This window comes from Avrilella dinanensis (genome assembly GCF_002807015.1).
In the GTDB taxonomy this organism is placed as follows: domain Bacteria; phylum Bacteroidota; class Bacteroidia; order Flavobacteriales; family Flavobacteriaceae; genus Flavobacterium; species Flavobacterium dinanensis.
In genome coordinates this window covers 1852052-1871960 of record NZ_NIPO01000001.1, presented here as the reverse complement: position 1 = coordinate 1871960, position 19909 = coordinate 1852052, and the positions used below count along the sequence as shown (strand labels likewise).

The following is a 19909-nucleotide window of genomic DNA, read 5'->3' as shown; positions in this document are numbered from 1 at the left end:
TTAATATAATTTGTGTTAATAGACGTTTAATTTATATAAAATTTTCCAAACAGAAAAATTATTTTTATTTTTTGTTTGTTTTTCTTTACTTTTTATCTTTGCCATTAAGCATTTTATCTATGAACTATAGTGTGATTATTCCGGCATACAACGAGGAAAAATATATCGCAGATACTTTAAAAAGTCTGGTTTCTCAAACATTGCTTCCTTATGAAGTAATTGTCGTTGATGACAGCTCAACCGATAATACACCTCATATAGTTGAAGGATTTACCCGGCAGTATGATTTTATTCGTTTGATAACTAATCAGGCGGAAGCCAAACATTTGCCCGGAAGTAAAGTAATCAAAGCTTTCAATGAGGGATTAAAACATTTACAAAAAAGTGTTGATTTTATCGTTAAATTAGATGCTGATTTGATTTTGCCGGAAAATTATTTTGAAATGATTACCGTAAAATTCCGTTCAGATGCTGAAATTGGAATGGTCGGAGGTATGGCATATATCCAAAAAGGAAACGAGTGGCAATTAGAAAGCCTGACCGACAAAGACCATATTCGCGGAGCGTTCAAAAGCTACCGGAAAGAATGTTTTGAACAAATTGGCGGATTGCGTCCTGCGATGGGTTGGGACACGGTTGATGAATTGCTGGCAAAATATTATGGCTGGAAAGTGGTTGTGTTGCCCGAATTAAAGGTTCAACATCTCAAACCGACCGGAGCGGTTTATGACCGGGAAGCAAGATATAAACAAGGAAAGGCTTTCTATCGTTTGGGATATGGCTTTTGGCTTACGTTGATTGCTTCCGTAAAATTGGCTTTAAAAAAAGGAAAACCAAGATTATTTTGGGATTATATGCAAGGTTACCAAAAAGCAAAAAAGCAACAAACTCCTTTGCTTGTGACTGCTAAACAAGCCCGATTTATCCGAAAATATCGTTGGCAGAGAATTAACTCAAAGCTAACGGGAGCTAAGAGCTAAGAGGCAAAAGCTAAGAGCCAAGAGGGAAAAGTCAATAGTCGTAAGTCTGTGGGGTTTTAGCTTGGTCACTTGACCTCTGAATCGAATAAACCACAAAGACACAGAGAACACGGAGTTTTTCTTTGTGACCTTTGTGCCTCTGTGGTTTTTAACACCCAACATCTAACACCCGACATCTCCCGCTTTTACACCAATCCTGCTCTTTCCAGCAAAGCTTCCGGATTGGGTTCTTGTCCTCTGAATCGTTTGTATAATTCCATCGGATTTTCTGTTCCGCCTTTGGATAAAATGTGGTCTCGGAATAGCTGTCCGGTTTGGCGGTCGAAAATACCATTCTCTTTGAAAAAGGCAAACGCATCGGCATCTAAAACTTCTGCCCATTTGTAGGAATAATAGCCGGCAGAATAACCTCCGTTGAATATATGCGAAAAAGAAGGGCTCATCGCATTGTCTTTCACGTCAGGATACATTTGTGTTGATGCAAATTGTCGGTTTTCAAATGTTTTTAAATCACTGATTTCTGACGGGTTTTGTGCGTGCCAGCCCATGTCTAACAACCCAAAACTTAGTTGTCGCACGGTTGCCAGCCCTTCAAGAAAATTCGCACTCTCTTTGATTTTGTTTACATATTCCATCGGAATGATTTCTTCGGTTTGGTAATGTTTGGCAAACAACTTTAAGGCTTCTTCTTCGTAGCACCAGTTTTCCATAATTTGGGAAGGCAATTCAACAAAGTCCCAGTACACAGACGTTCCGGACAGTGAGGGATAAACCGTATCTGCCAGCATACCGTGCAAAGCGTGTCCGAATTCGTGAAACAATGTAGTTACTTCGTTGAATGTCAGTAGTGAAGGCTTGGTTGTTGTTGGTCGGGTAAAATTACAAACAATCGATACGTGCGGGCGTTCGTTAATACCGTTTTTGGTGTACTGTGATTTGAACGAAGTCATCCACGCACCGTTTCGTTTACCTTTTCTCGGGAAAAAATCTGTATAAAACAAAGCCAGATAAGAGCCATCTTCGTCATACACACGATAGGTTTGTACTTCCGAATGATAAACGTCCACATTGTTTACTTGCTTAAATGTGATTCCGTATAATCGCCGGGCTACTTCGAAAGCTCCGTTCAATACGTTGTTTAACTCAAAATAGGGTTTAAGCAACTCATCATCTAACTGAAATTTTTGTTTTTTGAGTTTTTCGGCATAATAGGACGAATCCCATTTCTGTAACTGACTGATTCCGTCTGTTTGCTGAGCGAAATCGGTTAATTCTTTTAACTCTTTTTCGGCAGCTGGTTTAGATTTTTCCAATAATTCGTTCAAAAAACGCTGTACATTTTCCGGATTTTCAGCCATGCGTTCTTCCAATACAAAATCAGCATGGGTTTTATATCCCAGTAAATTAGCCCGTTGATGTCGCAGCTGAACGATTTTTAATACGATTTTTTCATTATTATGCTGGTTCTGCTGAAAAGCTTTTCGCCCGTTGGCACAAACAATTTTTTCACGGAGTTCTCGGTTTTCGGCATAAGTAACAAAAGGCAGATAACTCGGATAATCCAACGTGAAAAGCCAACCGTCTTTGCTTTCGGCACGTGCCAGTTGTTCTGCTGCTTCCAAAGCACCTTCGGGCAAACCTTTTAGTTGCTTTTCGTCGGTAATGTGTAAGCGGTAAGCCTGTGTTTCAGTTAAAACATTTTCGGCAAATTTCAAGCTTTCAACTGCTAATTCCGCATCAATTTCCCGCAGTTTCTGCTTATCGGTTTCGTTGAGCAATGCTCCGTTACGGACAAAATTCCGATAGGTTTTCTTTAATAAAGTTTGCTGTTCTGCGGTCAAATTTAATTTTTCTCTTTGCTCATACACATTTTTGATTCGCTCAAACAATTTCTCATTTAAGATTATATCATTGTTGAAAGCTGACAATTTCGGTGCTGTTTTTTGTGCAATCTGCTGAATTTCATCATTGGTTTCGGCAGAATGCAGGTTGAAAAATACACTGGAAATTCTGTCTAACTGCATGCCGGAAAAACTTAACCTTTCCAGTGTATTTTCAAATGTAGGCGATTCAGTATTAACGGTAATTTCTTCAATCTCTGTTTTTGCGAGTTTGATTGCCTCATCAAAAGCCGGTTCAAAATCGGAATTATTTATTTTGGAAAAAGGAGCTTCGTCAAATGTGGTTAAAAGAATATTTTGCATAGTCGTATTTTTATTAAAGGCATAAATTTACTGCTTATATGGAAACTTTACAACAAATCTGTAAACAGAATGATGCCCGGAATTATTATTTTTGCTACATTTGGTATAAATATTTTAAGAAATGAAAAATTATATCACGGCAATAATTATCGGTATTTCGCTGGTGGTTTCCACAGCATTGCTGACCAATGCGTTCAAAAACCGGCACACAAGCGAAGAAACAATCAGCGTAACCGGGTCGGGAAGTACAGATTTTGTGTCTGATCTGGTTGTTTGGAAAAGCTCGTTTTCCAAAGTCAGCCATGATATGAAAACGGCGTATGCATCATTGGAAAGCGACCGGAACAGTTTGAAAGATTATCTGAAATCCAAAGGGATTAATGAAGATGAAATTGTGTTCTCGTCTGTGAATATCAGCAAGAATTACGACAATACTTATGACCAGAATTACAATCTGCGTTCACAGGTTTTTACCGGATATACATTACGGCAAAATGTACAAATTGAAAGTAAGGAAGTGGAAAAAGTGGAAAGTATTTCCAGAGAAGTGTCGGAATTAATCAATTTGGGAATAGAGTTAGATTCCTATTCGCCGGAATATTATTACACCAAATTGGCAGAGTTGAAACTTCGTATGATTGCAGAAGCCACGCAAGACGCCAAGGCCCGTGCCGAACAAATTGCTGAAAATGCCGGTGCAAGATTAGGCGATTTGAAAAAATCTGAAATGGGTGTGTTCCAAATTATTGCCCAGAATTCGTCTGAGGAATATTCGTGGGGCGGTTCATTCAATACCAGTTCCAAAAACAAAACAGCAACCATTACAATGAAACTGATTTATAAAATTAAATAATTTTTTCATTAAGAAAACAAAAACAAAAAAGAGAACCAATTTCTTGATTCTCTTTGCTCTTAGTAGCCGAAACCGAACAAATCTCGAAACATTTTTTGGAAGATTTGGAGCGGTTAAACTCGTTAAGTCACGAAGCTACTACCTAAAAGCATTAAGTAGAACCCTAATGAAAAAATATATTTGTTGATACTGTTTTATAATGTTAAAGTATATGTTGGTACATTTTTTTGACTAAATTTATAACCTATTTAAGCCACGAAACCGAATTATCAAGCATTATAATAGTTATCTTTTTGTAATTTGTTACCTTTGTAGTGTAAAGAAGTAGTATGAAAACTATACAAAAGTTGAGAGTATTATCACAAATTTTCTCCCCGCCTATGTTCCAAAAGATAGTACGGGAAGACGATTATGTGCTATTTCAAAAACAAATAGATAAATACTTCAACACTACCTCATACGAAACCAACTTAGATATAATTAAGTCGTTATATAAGTCGTTACAAAAGCAATATAGATGTGAATACATTTATAAAAATAATTTGATTATTGATATTATAAAAACTCATAGCTTAAAATCAACATTAACGCTTAATGAACTAAAAATTGGTGCTTCAAAAGCCGACTTGGTTATGTTGAACGGTGCTGTAAGAGTCTATGAGATTAAAACGGAACTTGACGGATTAGAAAAGTTGGCAAAACAAATAAATGACTACCGAAAATTTGCCAACGAGGTACATATTGTTACAGATGAAAAGTACGCCAAAAAGCTCCAAGTTGAATACCAAAACACGAGCATTGGTATTATTGCATTAAATACCAAAAATAAATTGGAAACGATGAAAGAGGCAGATGCAAATAAATCTTTCTTCGACTTTGAAACTATTTTTAAAATATTGAGAAAGCAAGAGTATCTTGATTTAGTTGCTGTTAATTTTGGTTCTGTTCCTGATGTTCCTAATACAAAAATTTTTAGAGCTTGTTACGAACTACTTGCCACAATTGATATAGTTGATTTTCAAAAGCAGGTTTTGAATAAATTAAAAGAAAGAAAGTTATTGAACCCCGACTTGCTGAAATCATCTAAAACCCCAAGAGAACTAAAGCACATTTGTAATTCTTTGGATTTTAATGAGCAGGAATATCAAAGATTGTATAATTTTTTAGCAACTAAAAGCGTATGTATCAACCGTATATAAGAGGAAAACAGTTTGAGTTGATAGGAATAAGAGAATTAACTAAACCTGTTCTTTTTCCAAATAAAGCCAAGGTATCTCCTATTATTGAACCTGTCAAGGATTCTTCTACTTTAAAGACTACAATAAAAGAATTAGCAAGTCATGATATCAATTTTACAGTTGTTGTTAATCCACAAGTAGGAACATTCAAAGATACCAATGCAATCTTTAATACTATTAGTAGTTCAGTTGGAGATTATACAAATTATCAGATAGGTGTTATTTTCCATAATAGGATAGACCATTCAAAAGCTATTGGCATTTTACAACAATATACAAAAGCTATTCCTGCTCTAAGTATTATTCATAATGCCGTGTTTGATAACATTTCGGATATTCTTAAATCATATCAAGAACATTTTGCTATTAGGTATAATGTAATCAATCTATCATCAACAAGTAGAAGATATTTTAGAAATTTTGAAAGAAATACCCTGATTGAACTTGACGATTATTTCAATGCTCAAACAAAGAATGCTGATTATTTGCAAGTAGATGAAAGCAATTTTTCAGAAGAACATATCTATTACAAAGACGAAGGATTTGAAGGTTTTTCAGACTATCTTTCTATTGGAGAGGAATATTCGGAAACAGGGTTTTTGCCCTACGCTGTTGCGATACATTTATCTTATGCGGAAGCACAAACAAATAGAATAAAAGTGAAGCATTTTGTTTCTGACTCAAACGATGACACATCGGATATTGCAGGAAAGTTTGCTGAGGCTTTAGATAAACTCATTGCTTGGTGTGACCAAACAGGCTATAACTCTATTGCTATACCTGAATTTAGACGTTTTCACGAGAACGGACACTTTCCGGGATTAGGGACATTAAAGAAACTTTCCTTAATGAACCATATAGATTTAGTATTGAAATTGATTTAGTATGAATTGTTGCACAAATTGTTTTGAGAGCAGTTATATAAATGCTATCATTTTGGGTAACAAGACAACAGGTAATTGTGATTATTGTCTGTCCGAAAATGTGAGTATCTATGAGGCTTCCGAATTAAACCCTTTCTTTCTTGGGATTATTGACTTGTATGAAGTTGATACTGCCAATGGAAAACCATTGGAAATTCAAATTATTACGGATTTTCATAAAAAAGTATTTACGCAAAAACTAATTGATACAAATAATATAAAACAGCTCATCGCTGAAATTATTAAAGATGACATTGCCAATTATCAAAATGTTTTAGATAATCCTGTACGATTAAGGTTTCATAATACAGGAGCAGAGGAAGACGTTACTCAACCTCTTTTCCTTTCTTGGGATAAGTTTTCCGAAGAAATAAAAACTGTAAATAGGTTTCATTTTGTAAATGCTTTGGATTTGGAAAAATTAAAATCCTTATTCAAACATTTTCAGAAAGATTACAAAAAGGGAAAGAAATTTTACCGAGCAAGAATTAGTAATAACCCACAAGGGTATCCTCTCGAACAAATGGGTAATCCCCCTAATGCATTAGCCAAAAGCGGAAGAGCCAATCCGAATGGTATTTCTTATCTCTATATTGCCAATGACATAACAACAACTTTGTATGAAGCAAGAGCAAGTTTATTTGATTATGTTTCTGTCGGTACATTTAAACTCGAAGAAGACATAAGAGTAGTTAATTTAAGTCGCTCCACATACGATGTATTCAGGCTTGCAGAATTAGAATCTTTAGAGGAAGTTATGTTACACGGTTCTTTCATTGATAAATTGGAAGAAGAACTTTCAAAGCCAAGAAGAAAGAATGACAGCGAATTGGATTATCTGCCAACGCAGTATCTTTCAGAACTGATAAAATCAATGGGATTTGACGGTATAGAATTTAGAAGTTCATTATATTCGCAGGGTTATAATGTTGCAATATTTTATCCTGAAAAATTCAAGTGTATTGAAACTAATGTCTATGACATTGAAAATATAAATCTTGAATACACCCAAGTAAATACTTAAATAACTTCTACTTACCGTCCTGCTCGTCCATTTTCTTTATCAGGGCTTCGCACAGGCTGTCAAGGAATTTCGTTCGGTTAATTTTACGGGCTTTCAATTCCATAAACGTATGATAGAAATCGCCCAAATCAATATTAAAGGTGCTTTCAAATGTTTTGGCAATTAGTTTTATATCGGCATTTCCGTTGTTGAACACACCTTGTTCATAAAGTGCGTATATTAACTCGGTTAATGCCGTTTTGCTTCCCGTCCAATTGAGCGAAGTATTATTAAGGGGCTTTTTATGATTATTGTTTAGCTGGTTTTCAAGATATGCTTGTATCAAATCATTGGCTAATATTTTGGCAACCTTATAATCGTGGGAGGTACAAAAACGATGGTCTGCTTCAAAATAATATGTATCTAACCATAACCTTATATCGTGTTTTCCTCGCATAAAGAAATTCTCGTCGAGAAAGGAATTGTTACAACGGTAATATTTGTAAAAATCAATGTTGTTGTCAAAGAATTTCTTGAGTTTACTCAATTCTTTGTTAAGAAATTTTTTTATTTGTTTCCCTCCGTAAGGCTTTTTGGTTTCGATTTTATAAACAGCGTTATAGTAAATCAATTTGGAAACAAGGGCAGGTTTCTGGTGTCCTAATAGCATAGTTAATACCTGGACACAAAATTAAGTAATAGTTTTAAATTTGTGTTATGAGTTTACATCGTAAAAAATGGTCTCTAAAAGAGAAGGAAGACGTTTTATTATTCACTGAAGAGCATGGTATCACACGGAGCTTCAAGAGAGTTTAACGTGTCAACAGCGACGATTTACGGCTGGAAGAAGCGTTATGAAGAGTTGGGTGTTGAGGGTTTGTCAAAAGGAGCTAAGACAGCTGTAGAACTGGAGTTAGCGCAGCTTAAAAGAGAAAACAATGAACTCAAAAAGTTGGTTGCAGAAAAGGAACTTGCAATCCGGGTAAAAGATTCTCTTTTAAAAAAAAGCAGCCTTCGAAACTCGAAAAAATAATGGTCGTAGAAGATTTTAAGGAACAAGGCTATCCGGCCGATAAACTTTTGAGAATAAATGGTTTAGCTCGAAGTTCCTATTATTATAAATCTACCGGAAGCAAGGCAGGTAAACGAAAATCGTCTTACTTTTATAAAGATGGCATGACGGTTAGTAAGGAAATATTGTTGGAGGACATCAAAGAACTTTTGTCGGGAGAATTCGTTGATTATGGCTATTTTAAGACCTATAAATACTTGAAAGAAGAATTAGGTTATTCCATTGGATCTACTCGAACTTATCGAATTATGAAGGAGAATAACTTGTTGAAATTTCAAAGAAACAAAGGCAAGTCTCGAAATCGAAATTGGGTGAAAGAATTGGTTCCCAATGTTGAAAAACCGTTTCAGTTTTTTGAATTCGATATTAAGTTTGTTTATGTCCAGGGCAATCGAACCAACGCAATGATTCTAACTGTTTTAGATGTTTATAGTCGATGGAATATGGGACAGTATATTGCATATAATATCGGGAAAGAAGATGTAATTCAGTTATTTGAGCAAATTATTTCACGCTATAAATTACCCGCTAATTTTATCGTGAGAAATGATAATGGCAGTCAATTTATTGCTTCGATAGTTCAAGAATATTTTGTTGAAAAAGGTGTAAGTCAGGAGTTTACCAAGCCTGCCACACCAGAACAAAATGCACATATTGAAAGCTATCATTCAATCATGGAAAGTGCTGTTTGTCAAAGATTTGAATTTGAAAATTTAAAAGATTTAAAAACAACAATGAGTCGTTTCAGAAAATTTTATAACTTTGAAAGAATTCATGGTGGATTGGGTTATTTATCACCACTCAAATATCTAAAGAAAATAGGGGTTAATTGTGATAATTTAATCCATGAATAGGTAGAAAAAAGTGTCCAAGTTTTAGCGTTTAAGCCAGTGTTTGAAAAAATAAATTTCTTCCTGTTGGTTTTTAAACCCTACATCCAGCACGTGTTGCTTTAATTCAGAAGTTTTTGCTAAAATGAGTTTAATAGCTTTCTCATAAGAAACTAATAAGTCGCTCTGTTCAAAGTGCAACTTATTTATTTCTTCTTCTAAATTTTCGATTGCTTGTTTGTAATATACTGTCATTTAACTTTATGCTTGATTTGATAAAATGCTACTCAAAAGAGAGTAACGCATTTTTGGATTGCCTACAACTCTGTATCTACCGTATCAAAAAAAATCTCTAATCTGCCATTTCAACGATGATGGTGATGTTGGTGTTGATGGTGTTGAAAATTGCCTATATAATGATGATAAATATGACGGACAACAGCAAAAATTAGGAATATCAATATGGCAGAAAGGAAAATCAGCATTGTCCAATTAAGTATTCTATGATGCAATCTTTCTACCCTTTTTACAGGCTTACTTGATTGAGAAATATGCCGATTAGGGATATATTTCTTTTTGCGTATTTTCTTTTTCCTTTTCAAAACTCATAAATTGAAGTGGTTTAAAATTTCATTCGCTGTATTCTTACCGCATTCAAAATAGCCAATAACGCTACGCCAACATCCGCAAAAACAGCTTCCCACATTGTCGCCAATCCACCTGCCCCAAGTACGAGTACAATCGCTTTTACTCCAAATGCCAATGTGATATTCTGCCAAACGATTTTCTTTGTCTGTTTACCGATGTTGATTGCTATAGGTATTTTACTTGGCTTATCGTCCTGTATGACCACATCTGCAGTTTCGATAGTGGCATCGCTTCCCAAACCACCCATTGCGATACCTACGTCGCTCAATGCCACAACAGGAGCATCGTTTACACCATCGCCCACAAAAGCAACGCTTTCGCCTTTGGCTTTGATTTCTTTAACCCTGTTTACTTTGTCTTCGGGCAATAAATCTCCAAAAGCATTGTCTATCCCTAACTGCTCCGCCACATATTTTACAACGGTACTTTTATCTCCGCTAAGCATCGTTGCTTTAACATTGAGCTTATGCAATAAGGTAATGGTTTCCTGTGCATCTTCTTTGATACTGTCGGCAATCGTGATGTAACCGACAAATTTGCTGTCGTAAGCAACGGCAATCGTTGTATAAACGATGCTGTTCGGGTCTAAGTCGTATGATATGCCGAACTTATCCATCAGTTTGAAATTCCCGACCAATAAATCCTTGCCGTTTACCGTTGATTTCAAACCGTGTCCGGCAATTTCCTCCGTATTTTCTAATCGGATTTCATTATTCGGTTTCCCCACGTATTCGTGAATAGCAGTTGCTACGGGGTGTGTGCTATGGCTTTCCAAAATGTTGACTAATTCCAGAATTTCAGCTTTATCAAATTTGGGATTGAAATTGACTTCCTGAACCTTAAAAACGCCCTCTGTCATTGTGCCTGTCTTATCCATCACTACGTTTTGGATATCGGAAAGAGCATCTAAAAAGTTACTCCCTTTAAACAATATTCCGTTTTTGCTCGCAGCACCAATACCACCGAAATAACCTAACGGAATGGAAATAACCAACGCACAAGGGCAGGAAATAACCAAGAACACCAAAGCTCTGTACAGCCAATCTCTAAACTCATAATTTTCCACAAAGAAATAAGGCAGGAGGCAAATGGATATGGCTAATAGTACCACAATAGGCGTATAAATTTTTGCAAATTTCCGGATAAATAATTCCGTTGGTGCTTTTTGTGTTGTGGCATTTTGTACCAATTCCAAAATTTTGCTCAACTTACTGTCGGTGTAAGCTGTCGTAACTTTTACCTGCGATACGGTGTTGAGGTTTATCATCCCTGCCAAAACGGTTTCGCCTTTATTCTTTGTGTCGGGTTTGCTTTCGCCTGTTAAAGCCGATGTATTGAACGATGATGTTTCGGACAACAGTTCTCCGTCTAAGCCTAATTTCTCTCCCGGTTTCAGTTGTATGATTTCGCCAATGGTAACGGTTTCTGCCTTTACTGTTTGCGGTTTATTGTTTTTTAAAACCGTTACTTCATCGGGTCTTTGGTCAAGCAACGATTTGATGTTTGATTTTGCCCTCGACACAGCCATTGTCTGAAAAACCTCGCCAACAGCATAGAACAACATTACCGCCACACCCTCGGGATATTCGCCAATTGCAAATGCCCCAATAGTGGCAATGCCCATCAAAAAGAACTCCGAGAAAATCTCGCCTTTACGAATACTCTCAATCGCTTCTTTAAGTACAGGCAGTCCAACAGGAGCATAAGCCACCACGTACCAAATAATTCGTACCCAATCGGTAAACCACGTTTGCGGAAACCAATTATCCATTGCGATACCTGTAAGCAAGAGCGTAAGGGAAATAATGGCGGGAAGAAACATCTTGAAAATATTGTCAGTACCTCCCGAATGCGAATGGTCGTGTCCGTCATCATCGCTGTGATTTTGATTATGCTTTTGTGTACTGCAACAATCGTCGTCCTGTATCAAATTCTTTGCACCTGCTTTGGTGTAGATTTTTTCTTCCTGTGTGCAACAAAGCTGTTTGCCCTGTGCATCGTAAGTATGCTTATGTTCCATATCTGTTTTATTAAAATTGATATATATTTATAACAAAGTTACACAGGGAGAGTCTGCAATGCTATTGCAAACTCTCCTTTAAACACTTCTCACAAATACCCTTACCAAACAGTTTTATCTCGTCAATCCTATATTCCTGGTTCGTATCCTGTGGTATTATAAAATCCTCCTTACAGGTCGTCTGCTTGCAAATCTTACAGTAGAAATGCAAATGCCAATCCTTATGGGTTTGTTCGTCGCATCCATCGTGGCACAAAATATATTTGGTAGTCGTGTTTTCCTGAATACTATGTACGATGCCTTTTTCCTCAAAAGTTTTTAAAGTTCTGTAAATTGTAACCCTGTCTGCTTTGTAAAAATGACTTTCGATTTCAGATAAGGACATAGCTATTTGTTGTTGCTCCAGGAAATCATACACCAAAATCCTCATACTGGTCGGATTAGTGTTCTTTGACAACAGCTTTTGTTCAATGTTTTTTTTCATTATTCAATAGTTTAGTGAGCGTGTTCTCCTGTATCATCCATTTTTGCATTCACAAAAAATGCACTTTTTACCACGATATGTGTACCGTGTGGAATTTCACTTACAGGCGTTATAGCCGTATAATCCAATTGAGAAGCACCTTTAATGACTTCTATTCTTACAAATCGAGTTCCCTTTTCAGAACCGTGGTCGTGAGCCTCCTCTTCTTTGTGGTCGTGAGCTTCTCCCTCTTTATCCTCGTGGGGTTCTTCTGCTTGCTCCTTGACCAAAAAGATGTAATACTTTCCGTCTGCATTGACAATAGCATCGTTGGGTACAGCCGTACTTAATACATCATCTAAACTTACCATTCCGGTTATACTCATTCCGTCAATCAACCCTGTTTTATCTCCTGTAATTCTGCTGTGAACAGCAATGGTTTTACTCTCTCCGTTAAAAGATGAACCGATACTGTACACTTCGGCAGAATAGGTCTTATTGGGATTGTTGGTTACCACAAAATCTATTTTCTGACCTATTTTGATTAAAGGAATGTCCTTTTCATAGACCTGTAAGTCCAAGTGCAGGGCTGTGTTTTCTATTATTTCAGCAATAGGCGAAGACACATCTACATAACTTCCGATTTTGGCAAAAACATTACTGATAGTACCGCTTATCGGACTTGTAACGACCAACGAGGATTTAAGGCTGGAATTTGACAAGGAAGCCGGATTAATGCCCATCATTTGTATTTGTTGGTTCAAAGAAGACTTCCGTGTTCTCAACGTGTTCAGTTCAGTAGTGGCACTTTGCAGGTTTTTCTTTGCTCCGACATTTCCCTCGTTCAGCTCTCTTTGCCTTACAAGCTCCTGTTCTGCAAATTCTATCCGGCTATTGATGCTTAGGTATTCTTCCTGCAACTGTATGAATTGCGGATTGGAAATAGTAGCGATGACCTGACCTTTCCTTACGAAATCGCCTATCTCCACATTAAGGGATTTGATAACACCACCAAACAACGAGGTTGCATTCGCCTTGTTGCTGTTGGGAACTCTCAATGCACCATTGGCTTTCAATGTTGCGGATAATTGCTTCTGTTCAATTGAACCGATTTCAACCCCCACGGCTTTCATCTGCTCATCGGTCAGCACTGCAACATTTTCTTCTTCTTCGTGTTCGTCCGTTGTTGTTTCTGCTTCCGTTCCGTGATTATGCCCATCGCCCTCTTTATGATTATTTGTACAGGCGTTGAAAGCAAAGGATGCTACGAGGACAAGAACGCTAAAAACTATATTATTTATGATACGTTTCATATATTGTATTATTTACTGATTAATGAATGGATAAGCGTTACAGCCTCATTGATTTGCTGAATGCTATTTAAATAATTAAGCTGAATGTCTGCTGTTGTCTGCAAGGCAAATAGGTACTCCACATAAGAAATATCTCCGGTACTGTAGCCCAGTTTTGCGGCATTGATAATTTCATTAGCATTCGGAAGTGCCTGCTCCTTGAAATAGGTAAACTGCGCTACATACTGTTCGTATTGTTTCAAGGCGTTTGCCAATTCCGTTTTAAGCTGTTGTTCCTGCCATTGAGCATTTAATTCCAATGATTGTTTCTGATAATCAAGCGAGCGAATTTTTGCTTTGGTGGTTGTAAAAATTGGGATTGTAATACCCACATCAACAAAACTAAACCGCTGTCCTCTGCCATAAAATTGCTCTACACCATTTTTACTGTGCATTCCTATCAGCGATATGTTATTATAACCGAATGTAAAATCAGGCAGGCTGTTTGCCCGTTCCAATTTCTTGTTCTGTTCGGCGATTTTCGCCTCTTGGTACAATAGCTGGATGCTCGGATGATTTGCAACAGCCGAACTGTCAATGAAAGAGCTTAACAGCAATGGCGTATAATCCGATTGGGGTTCTATGGAAAAGTCTTCCTGTGTCTGCATCAGATTTTTAAGGCTCTGATAGGCGTTCTGCCTTAAAACCTCGTTCTGTTGATACAAAAGACTTATTTCCCCTTTCTTGGTAGTTGCTGTATTAACGTCTAATTTACCTATATCTCCCGTTTTATACCGCAGTTCTGCCACACGGATAAAGTCTGAATAAATACTATCAAGATACTTTAAAACCGAAGCATTATGCTCCAAATATTCCGATTGATAATAATAGGTTCTTACCTGCTTTTTCAGTTCGTTTTCTGTAAGTGCCTTTGCCCATTCCTGACCTTTGACTTGCTCTTTGACAAGGTTTTTCTTTGCCCCAAAGAGTGTCGGGAAGGGTATGGTTTGCGAAATTTGGAAACCGTCATTATATTCAAATCCCTCATTATTCCCATATTGGAAGTTTACATCGGTCTTCGGCAATTCAAATGCTGTTTTGCTAAGACTTTGGACAGATTGAATATCCAAATTTTTGGAACGTAGCTGAGGGTTGTTCTCCACAGCTACTTCAATAGCTCTATCTATACTCATCGGAGTTTGTGCCTTACCGTTTTGAGAAAAACACAAAAACACAAACAGCAACAGCACAGGTGCTATGGCTTTCATTTTACTATTTTTCGGAGGTTTTTGGTTTCTCATAAATACGAGGTACAGCAATGGCAGAACGAACAATGTCAGGGCAGTTGCCGAAATCAGTCCACCGATAACCACCGTTGCCAACGGTTTTTGTACTTCTGCACCCGCACTTGTACTTAATGCCATTGGTAAAAAACCTAAACTTGCTACCGATGCTGTCATCAATACAGGTCTAAGCCTTGTTTTAGCTCCCTCGATAATTCTCGGGATAATCTCGTTCCAACCCTCTTTTTCCAGTCTATTGAACGTGGCAATCAGTACAATCCCGTTCAGAACAGCAACACCAAACAGGGCGATAAATCCGACACCTGCCGATATGCTGAATGGCATATCCCGTAATAATAGGGCAAATACACCTCCAATGGCACTCATCGGGATAGCTGTATAGACCAAAACGGCTTCCTTAAACGAATGGAATGTGAAGTACAATAGGATAAAAATCAAAAGCAATGCGATAGGTACTGCTATGAGCAATCTGTCGGTAGCTTTTTGGAGGTTCTCAAACTGACCGCCATAGGTAAAATAACAACCTGTTGGGAGCTTAACCTGTTCAGCCAATTTATCCTGAATTTCATTGACAACACTGGCTACGTCCCGTCCCTGCACGTTGAAGCCGACATATATCCTGCGTTTACCGTCTTCACGGCTGATTTGTGCGGGTCCTAATTTGTAATCAATGTTTGCAACCTGTGAAAGCGGAATTTGGTCGCCGTTTGGTAGTGGGATAAACAGATTGCTCACATCTTCAATGGAACTGCGGTGGGCTTCATCAAGCCTTACCACCAAATCAAATCTTCGTTCGTTTTCATAAATCACGCCTGCTGATTTACCTGCGAACGCAGTGCTGACAATATCATTTATCTCCTGTACATTCAAACCATAGTTGGCTATTCGGGTACGGTCGTATTCGATATTGATTTGGGGAAGACCTGCTACCCGTTCTACCTGCGGAGCGGTCGCACCTTCTACTGTTTGAATAATGGCATTCGCTTTATTGGCATAAACCAACAAACTGTCGAGGTCTTCTCCGAATATCTTAACAGCTACATCCTGCCTGATACCTGTCATCAGCTCATTAAAACGCATCTGTATCGGCTGATTGGCTTCAAAAAATACACCGGGAATAACTTCAAGTTTCTCCATCATTTCATTGGAAAGCTCGTCATACGATTTTTTTGTTTTCCATTCGTCCTGCGGTTTCAGAATAATCATCAGGTCGGTGGCTTCGGGAGGCATCGGGTCTGTCGGTACTTCGGCAGCACCTGTCTTTCCTACGACCATTTTCACTTCGTCAAATTCCTTGATGATCTTCGATGCCTGCATAGAGGTTTCCAGACTTTGGCTTAAGGATGTTCCTTGTGGCAGGATACAGTGGAAAGCAAAATCGCCCTCGCCCAATTTTGGCAGGAACTCTCCACCCATCCGTGAAAAAAAGAATATACTTATGGTAAACAGCCCAACGGCAACCGCAATAACCACATATTTTATCCGAATGGCTTTTTCCAATAACGATTTATAGACCCCTTGAAGATAGTCCATCATTTTGTCTGAAAAATTCTTTTTGGTAATCGGCTTTTTAGACAAACACAAAGCACTCATCATCGGGATATAGGTAAAGGACAAAATCAATGCTCCCAAAATGGCAAAACTTACAGTCTGTGCCATTGGCGTAAACATTTTACCCTCTATACCCGCCAAAGTAAGGATAGGAATATAGACAATGAGGATGATAATTTCGCCAAATGCGGCACTCGTACGAATTTTCCGTGCAGATTCATACACCTCTTCGTCCATTTCTACCTGCGTAAGTTTTTGTGTGGATTTTCGTAAGCCCAAATGGTGCATTGTGGCTTCAACAACAATCAGGGAACCGTCCACTATCAATCCGAAATCAATAGCCCCCATACTCATCAGATTGGCACTCACACCAAATAGCCTCATCATTCCCAATGCAAAAAGCATTGATAACGGTATAGCTGATGCTACGATTAAACCTGCCCTGAAATTCCCTAAGAAAATAATTAATACAAATATTACTATTAATGCCCCTTCAATAAGGTTTTTTTCGACAGTACTTATCGCTCTATCTACCAGATTCATTCTATCTAGATAGGGTTCTATGACCACGTCTTCAGGTAGAGATTGTTGGATAACCGGAATTTTCTCTTTGATGTTGTTTACGACAGTGGCAGTGTTTTCTCCCTTTAGCATCATAACTATTCCACCCACGGCATCTACTTCTCCGTTATAAGTCATCGCTCCGTAGCGGGTAGCGTGACCAAATTGTACTTCTGCCACATCTTTGATAAATACCGGAACGCTACCTGTATTTTTAACGACGATATTCCCTACATCTTCCAATGAACTAACCAGACCAATCCCGCGAATAAAGTAAGCATTGGGCTTCTTGTCGATATAAGCACCTCCGGTATTTTGGTTATTGTTTTCGAGTGCGGTAAAAATATCAGAAATACTAACGTCCATTGCCTTGATGCGGTTTGGCTCGATAGAAACTTCGTATTGTTTAAGCAGACCACCGAAACTATTGACTTCTGCAATTCCCGGAGTACCGTAAAGTTGTCTGGCAACAATCCAATCCTGCATTGTCCGCAAATCCATTGCGGAATATTTGTCTTCACTCCCTTCTTTGGGATGAAGAATATATTGGTACACTTCGCCAAGACCTGTACTGACAGGAGCAAGTTCAGGTGTTCCAACCCCCTCAGGTATCTGGTCTTGTGCTTCTTTCAGCTGTTGGCTTACTAACTGTCTTGCAAAATAAATATCAACATTGTCTTGAAAGACAACGGTTACAACAGATAATCCAAATCTTGAAACACTTCTTATCTCTTCTACTTTTGGAAGATTAACGATACTTTGCTCTACGGGAAATGTAACTAATTGTTCTACTTCCTGTCCTGCTAATGTAGGCGACAGGGTAATAATCTGAACCTGATTGTTTGTAATGTCAGGTTGGGCATCAATGGGGATTTGTTTGGCACTCCATACCCCCCAAATGATGAGTAATAAGGTCATTAAGCCTATAATGAACTTATTCTTTATAGAGAATTTTATAATACTATTTAACACTTCTATTGTGATTAATGATGAATAATTAATGATAAATTGCAATGAAGATAGCCTTAGGAAATACGAAGTATGCCCCAAAACATTTAGCTTATTGCTGTACGCAAAAAAGCTATAATCATTAAAACATTAAAAATTATGCATTAATCTTTGGCGGTTGCCAAATTCCCCCCAGATAGTGGGATATAAAGGTAGATTTATAGTAAACTTTAGGCTTTGACAGGTCAAAAGTCTTTACCTTGCCTATATTAAACACGTTCCATTGAAGAACTACTCCGGAAACTATTCCACAACAACCACATAAACAAAAAGGTGTACATAAATCGCTATCAGTATGTTCGTGGTTGTCCTGATGTGTTATTTCTGTAGAATGTTTCTCATTATTCACTAAATCCTTTTTATACATATCAGCACAAGGCATTATAAATAATGCCATCATAAAAAGTGCCAGTATGGAAGAAAAGACTTTCATATTCTTTTGCAAAGTTAGTAAAAAAGTAATGCAATGGCATTGCATTGTTTATTGCAATCGTATCTTTTTCTTCTTCATTCGATTAGCAAACTGTTCAATAACTATATCCATTTTAAATTCACACAAAAAACTGACTTCGGAAGTTTTTTCTGCCCTCTGCAAGAGCAAGTAGTTTTGAGGCACTAACTTCAGTTTTGAGTGCCTCAAAACACAACTTGCCGTGTTGCTGTGAACACAATAATCCGCTCTTCGAGACGGATTGAAATTAGCAGAAAAAAGTAGTTCAAAACTGCTTCTCATTCTGTCCATAGATACTTTGCTTTGTAGATAAAAACGTACATAGATAGATACATACCAACGCTCAAAGTAGATGTTTTTCTTCCTCTTAAAATTGTTTCCAAAAGAAAAAAACAGAAAAAAAAGAAAGCCATTTTAACAAGGCGGACAGGCGGAAAACCAAAAGGAAACGGAATAAGTCCCGAAGGGTGGTAGGGCAACTGGGCAACTCGGCGAAGCCATCATATTTGCCCTGTCATTATGCCGTAGTCTTTTGGTTTGGTTGGGCGGTGCGGTGGGTGTCCGCCTTACCTTTGCTACCTTTTTATTCTTTTTTGGGGAATGGTTTTAATCTCTTTTAAATATAAAGCCTTTCAACAACTTGCTGAAAGGCTTTGTTTTGAGAATGGGACTTTATCCAATTCTATTTAGCAATCGTTTTAAGTTTGCTGTAACACTTAATTCATCAAATAGCTTTTTGGATAAGTTCAATGAATTTTCGAAAGCTGTTTTTAAATTGTCAGTATCCAAATCAGATGTTGTCAATCTAAATTCTGAATACCAATCTTTGTCAATATCTTTCTCTAAACTTTTTGTCGGACTTTCCCAATGATTGGTTTGATTTATTGCTATTCGGATTAACCAAAGTAAATACTTTTGCACGTTTGACAGACTTTGGTAAGCGTGAGCGTACTCCTGTCTTTTAAGCAAATTGTTTGTTGTCAATAATACATTCAGTAATGATTGACTTAAAAATAAGATGTTTTCATTTGTAGTTCGGACGGGCGATTTTGTTTTTATTTGATTAAGCGTTTCAGTCAAAAGACCGTCTTTGTCAATCAAGTTCATTTGGTCAAAATCACTGAACGCCACAAAGCCCTCCCACGATTTTATAACGTCAATCTCATTTACTGTTAAAAAATGAAATTCGCCTCTAATCAGGTTCTCAAAAATTGCAACTTCACTTCCGTATTCATTCGTAAAATATAACGCTGTCGGATAAATCTGATTTACCACTTTTCGGCAGAAAAATTTTCTTTGTTTTTCAGGAAGATATAAAACTCGATGTCAGAATATTGGTCTCCCTCATTTTTGGTAAACGAACCATACATTAAAACTGCGGAAACATTTTCGTCTCTCTGAGCTATTGATTTGGTAGTATCAATCATTTGTAACTGTGTCATTGTAATAAATTTAAAGTTTGTAATACATTTCTTCGCCACTTATACAAAGTGATGAATTATCATTTC

General features: G+C 37.4%; 18 protein-coding genes. 8 read left to right on the top strand and 10 right to left on the bottom strand.

Going from position 1 to position 19909, the window contains the following annotated elements; genetic code table 11:
- The first annotated feature begins 119 nt into the window (after window positions 1-119).
- Window positions 120-980: a glycosyltransferase family 2 protein gene (locus tag CDL10_RS08960; protein ID WP_100678211.1), complete on the top strand. Its 861-nt coding sequence runs from the start codon at window positions 120-122 to the stop codon at window positions 978-980.
- Window positions 981-1165: 185 nt separating this feature from the next.
- Here the strand turns inward: CDL10_RS08960 and CDL10_RS08955 are convergent, their stop codons facing one another.
- Window positions 1166-3184 (bottom strand): M3 family metallopeptidase, encoded by a 2019-nt coding sequence (locus CDL10_RS08955; RefSeq protein ID WP_100678210.1) that lies wholly within the window; start codon window positions 3182-3184, stop codon window positions 1166-1168.
- Window positions 3185-3305: 121 nt separating this feature from the next.
- Between CDL10_RS08955 and CDL10_RS08950 the strand changes: the two genes are divergently transcribed.
- From CDL10_RS08950 to CDL10_RS08935, 4 genes are all read left to right on the top strand, one after another.
- The gene (locus tag CDL10_RS08950; RefSeq protein ID WP_100678209.1) at window positions 3306-4037 is read left to right on the top strand and encodes an SIMPL domain-containing protein; all 732 of its coding nucleotides are present in this window, start codon (window positions 3306-3308) and stop codon (window positions 4035-4037) included.
- A gap of 329 nt (window positions 4038-4366) precedes the next feature.
- A complete protein-coding gene (locus CDL10_RS08945) occupies window positions 4367-5236 on the top strand; it encodes a sce7726 family protein (protein ID WP_100678208.1) in 870 nt (289 codons plus the stop codon).
- The gene (locus CDL10_RS08940; RefSeq protein ID WP_100678207.1) at window positions 5218-6159 is read left to right on the top strand and encodes a sce7725 family protein; all 942 of its coding nucleotides are present in this window, start codon (window positions 5218-5220) and stop codon (window positions 6157-6159) included. The genes CDL10_RS08945 and CDL10_RS08940 overlap by 19 nt, the downstream gene beginning before the upstream one ends.
- Window positions 6160-6211: 52 nt before the next feature.
- Complete coding sequence (locus tag CDL10_RS08935) at window positions 6212-7222, top strand: RES domain-containing protein (protein ID WP_165773001.1); 1011 nt, start codon at window positions 6212-6214, stop codon at window positions 7220-7222.
- Between the two features lie 7 nt (window positions 7223-7229).
- Here the strand turns inward: CDL10_RS08935 and CDL10_RS08930 are convergent, their stop codons facing one another.
- Window positions 7230-7871, bottom strand: coding sequence for an RteC domain-containing protein (locus tag CDL10_RS08930; RefSeq protein WP_207760149.1), 642 nt, complete (start codon window positions 7869-7871; stop codon window positions 7230-7232).
- A 114-nt stretch (window positions 7872-7985) separates the two neighbouring features.
- On the opposite strand from CDL10_RS08930, the gene CDL10_RS08925 reads away from it, so the two are divergent.
- Both CDL10_RS08925 and CDL10_RS08920 read left to right on the top strand, forming a co-directional pair.
- Window positions 7986-8234: a helix-turn-helix domain-containing protein gene (locus CDL10_RS08925; protein ID WP_207760148.1), complete on the top strand. Its 249-nt coding sequence runs from the start codon at window positions 7986-7988 to the stop codon at window positions 8232-8234.
- Entirely contained in the window at window positions 8234-9127 is an 894-nt protein-coding gene (locus CDL10_RS08920; protein ID WP_100678205.1) for an integrase core domain-containing protein, read from the top strand. Before CDL10_RS08925 ends, CDL10_RS08920 begins: the two co-directional genes overlap by 1 nt.
- A 21-nt stretch (window positions 9128-9148) precedes the next feature.
- On the opposite strand, the gene CDL10_RS08915 is transcribed toward CDL10_RS08920, so the two are convergent.
- The gene (locus CDL10_RS08915) at window positions 9149-9358 is read right to left on the bottom strand and encodes a hypothetical protein (protein ID WP_100678204.1); all 210 of its coding nucleotides are present in this window, start codon (window positions 9356-9358) and stop codon (window positions 9149-9151) included.
- Window positions 9359-9416: 58 nt separating this feature from the next.
- Here CDL10_RS08915 and CDL10_RS08910 point away from each other — a divergent pair, with 58 nt between their 5' ends.
- Window positions 9417-9599 carry a hypothetical protein gene (locus CDL10_RS08910; RefSeq protein WP_100678203.1) on the top strand — a complete coding sequence of 61 codons (183 nt, stop codon included), beginning with the start codon at window positions 9417-9419 and terminating at the stop codon, window positions 9597-9599.
- A 126-nt stretch (window positions 9600-9725) separates the two neighbouring features.
- Here the strand turns inward: CDL10_RS08910 and CDL10_RS08905 are convergent, their stop codons facing one another.
- The 7 genes from CDL10_RS08905 to CDL10_RS11535 all read right to left on the bottom strand — a co-directional run bounded on the left by CDL10_RS08905 (window position 9726) and on the right by CDL10_RS11535 (window position 19843).
- A complete protein-coding gene (locus tag CDL10_RS08905) occupies window positions 9726-11771 on the bottom strand; it encodes a heavy metal translocating P-type ATPase (RefSeq protein ID WP_100678202.1) in 2046 nt (681 codons plus the stop codon).
- 61 nt (window positions 11772-11832) lie between these two features.
- Window positions 11833-12255 (bottom strand): Fur family transcriptional regulator, encoded by a 423-nt coding sequence (locus CDL10_RS08900; protein WP_100678201.1) that lies wholly within the window; start codon window positions 12253-12255, stop codon window positions 11833-11835.
- Window positions 12256-12266: 11 nt separating this feature from the next.
- Window positions 12267-13547, bottom strand: coding sequence for an efflux RND transporter periplasmic adaptor subunit (locus tag CDL10_RS08895; protein ID WP_100678200.1), 1281 nt, complete (start codon window positions 13545-13547; stop codon window positions 12267-12269).
- Window positions 13548-13555: 8 nt separating this feature from the next.
- Window positions 13556-17914 (bottom strand): CusA/CzcA family heavy metal efflux RND transporter, encoded by a 4359-nt coding sequence (locus tag CDL10_RS08890; RefSeq protein WP_100678705.1) that lies wholly within the window; start codon window positions 17912-17914, stop codon window positions 13556-13558.
- A gap of 133 nt (window positions 17915-18047) precedes the next feature.
- Window positions 18048-18428 carry a DUF6660 family protein gene (locus CDL10_RS08885; protein WP_243389324.1) on the bottom strand — a complete coding sequence of 127 codons (381 nt, stop codon included), beginning with the start codon at window positions 18426-18428 and terminating at the stop codon, window positions 18048-18050.
- Between the two features lie 645 nt (window positions 18429-19073).
- Window positions 19074-19676: a LinF gene (locus CDL10_RS08875; protein ID WP_243389323.1), complete on the bottom strand. Its 603-nt coding sequence runs from the start codon at window positions 19674-19676 to the stop codon at window positions 19074-19076.
- Entirely contained in the window at window positions 19670-19843 is a 174-nt protein-coding gene (locus CDL10_RS11535) for an aminoglycoside 6-adenylyltransferase (RefSeq protein WP_243389322.1), read from the bottom strand. Before CDL10_RS11535 ends, CDL10_RS08875 begins: the two co-directional genes overlap by 7 nt.
- Between the last annotated feature and the right edge of the window lie 66 nt (window positions 19844-19909).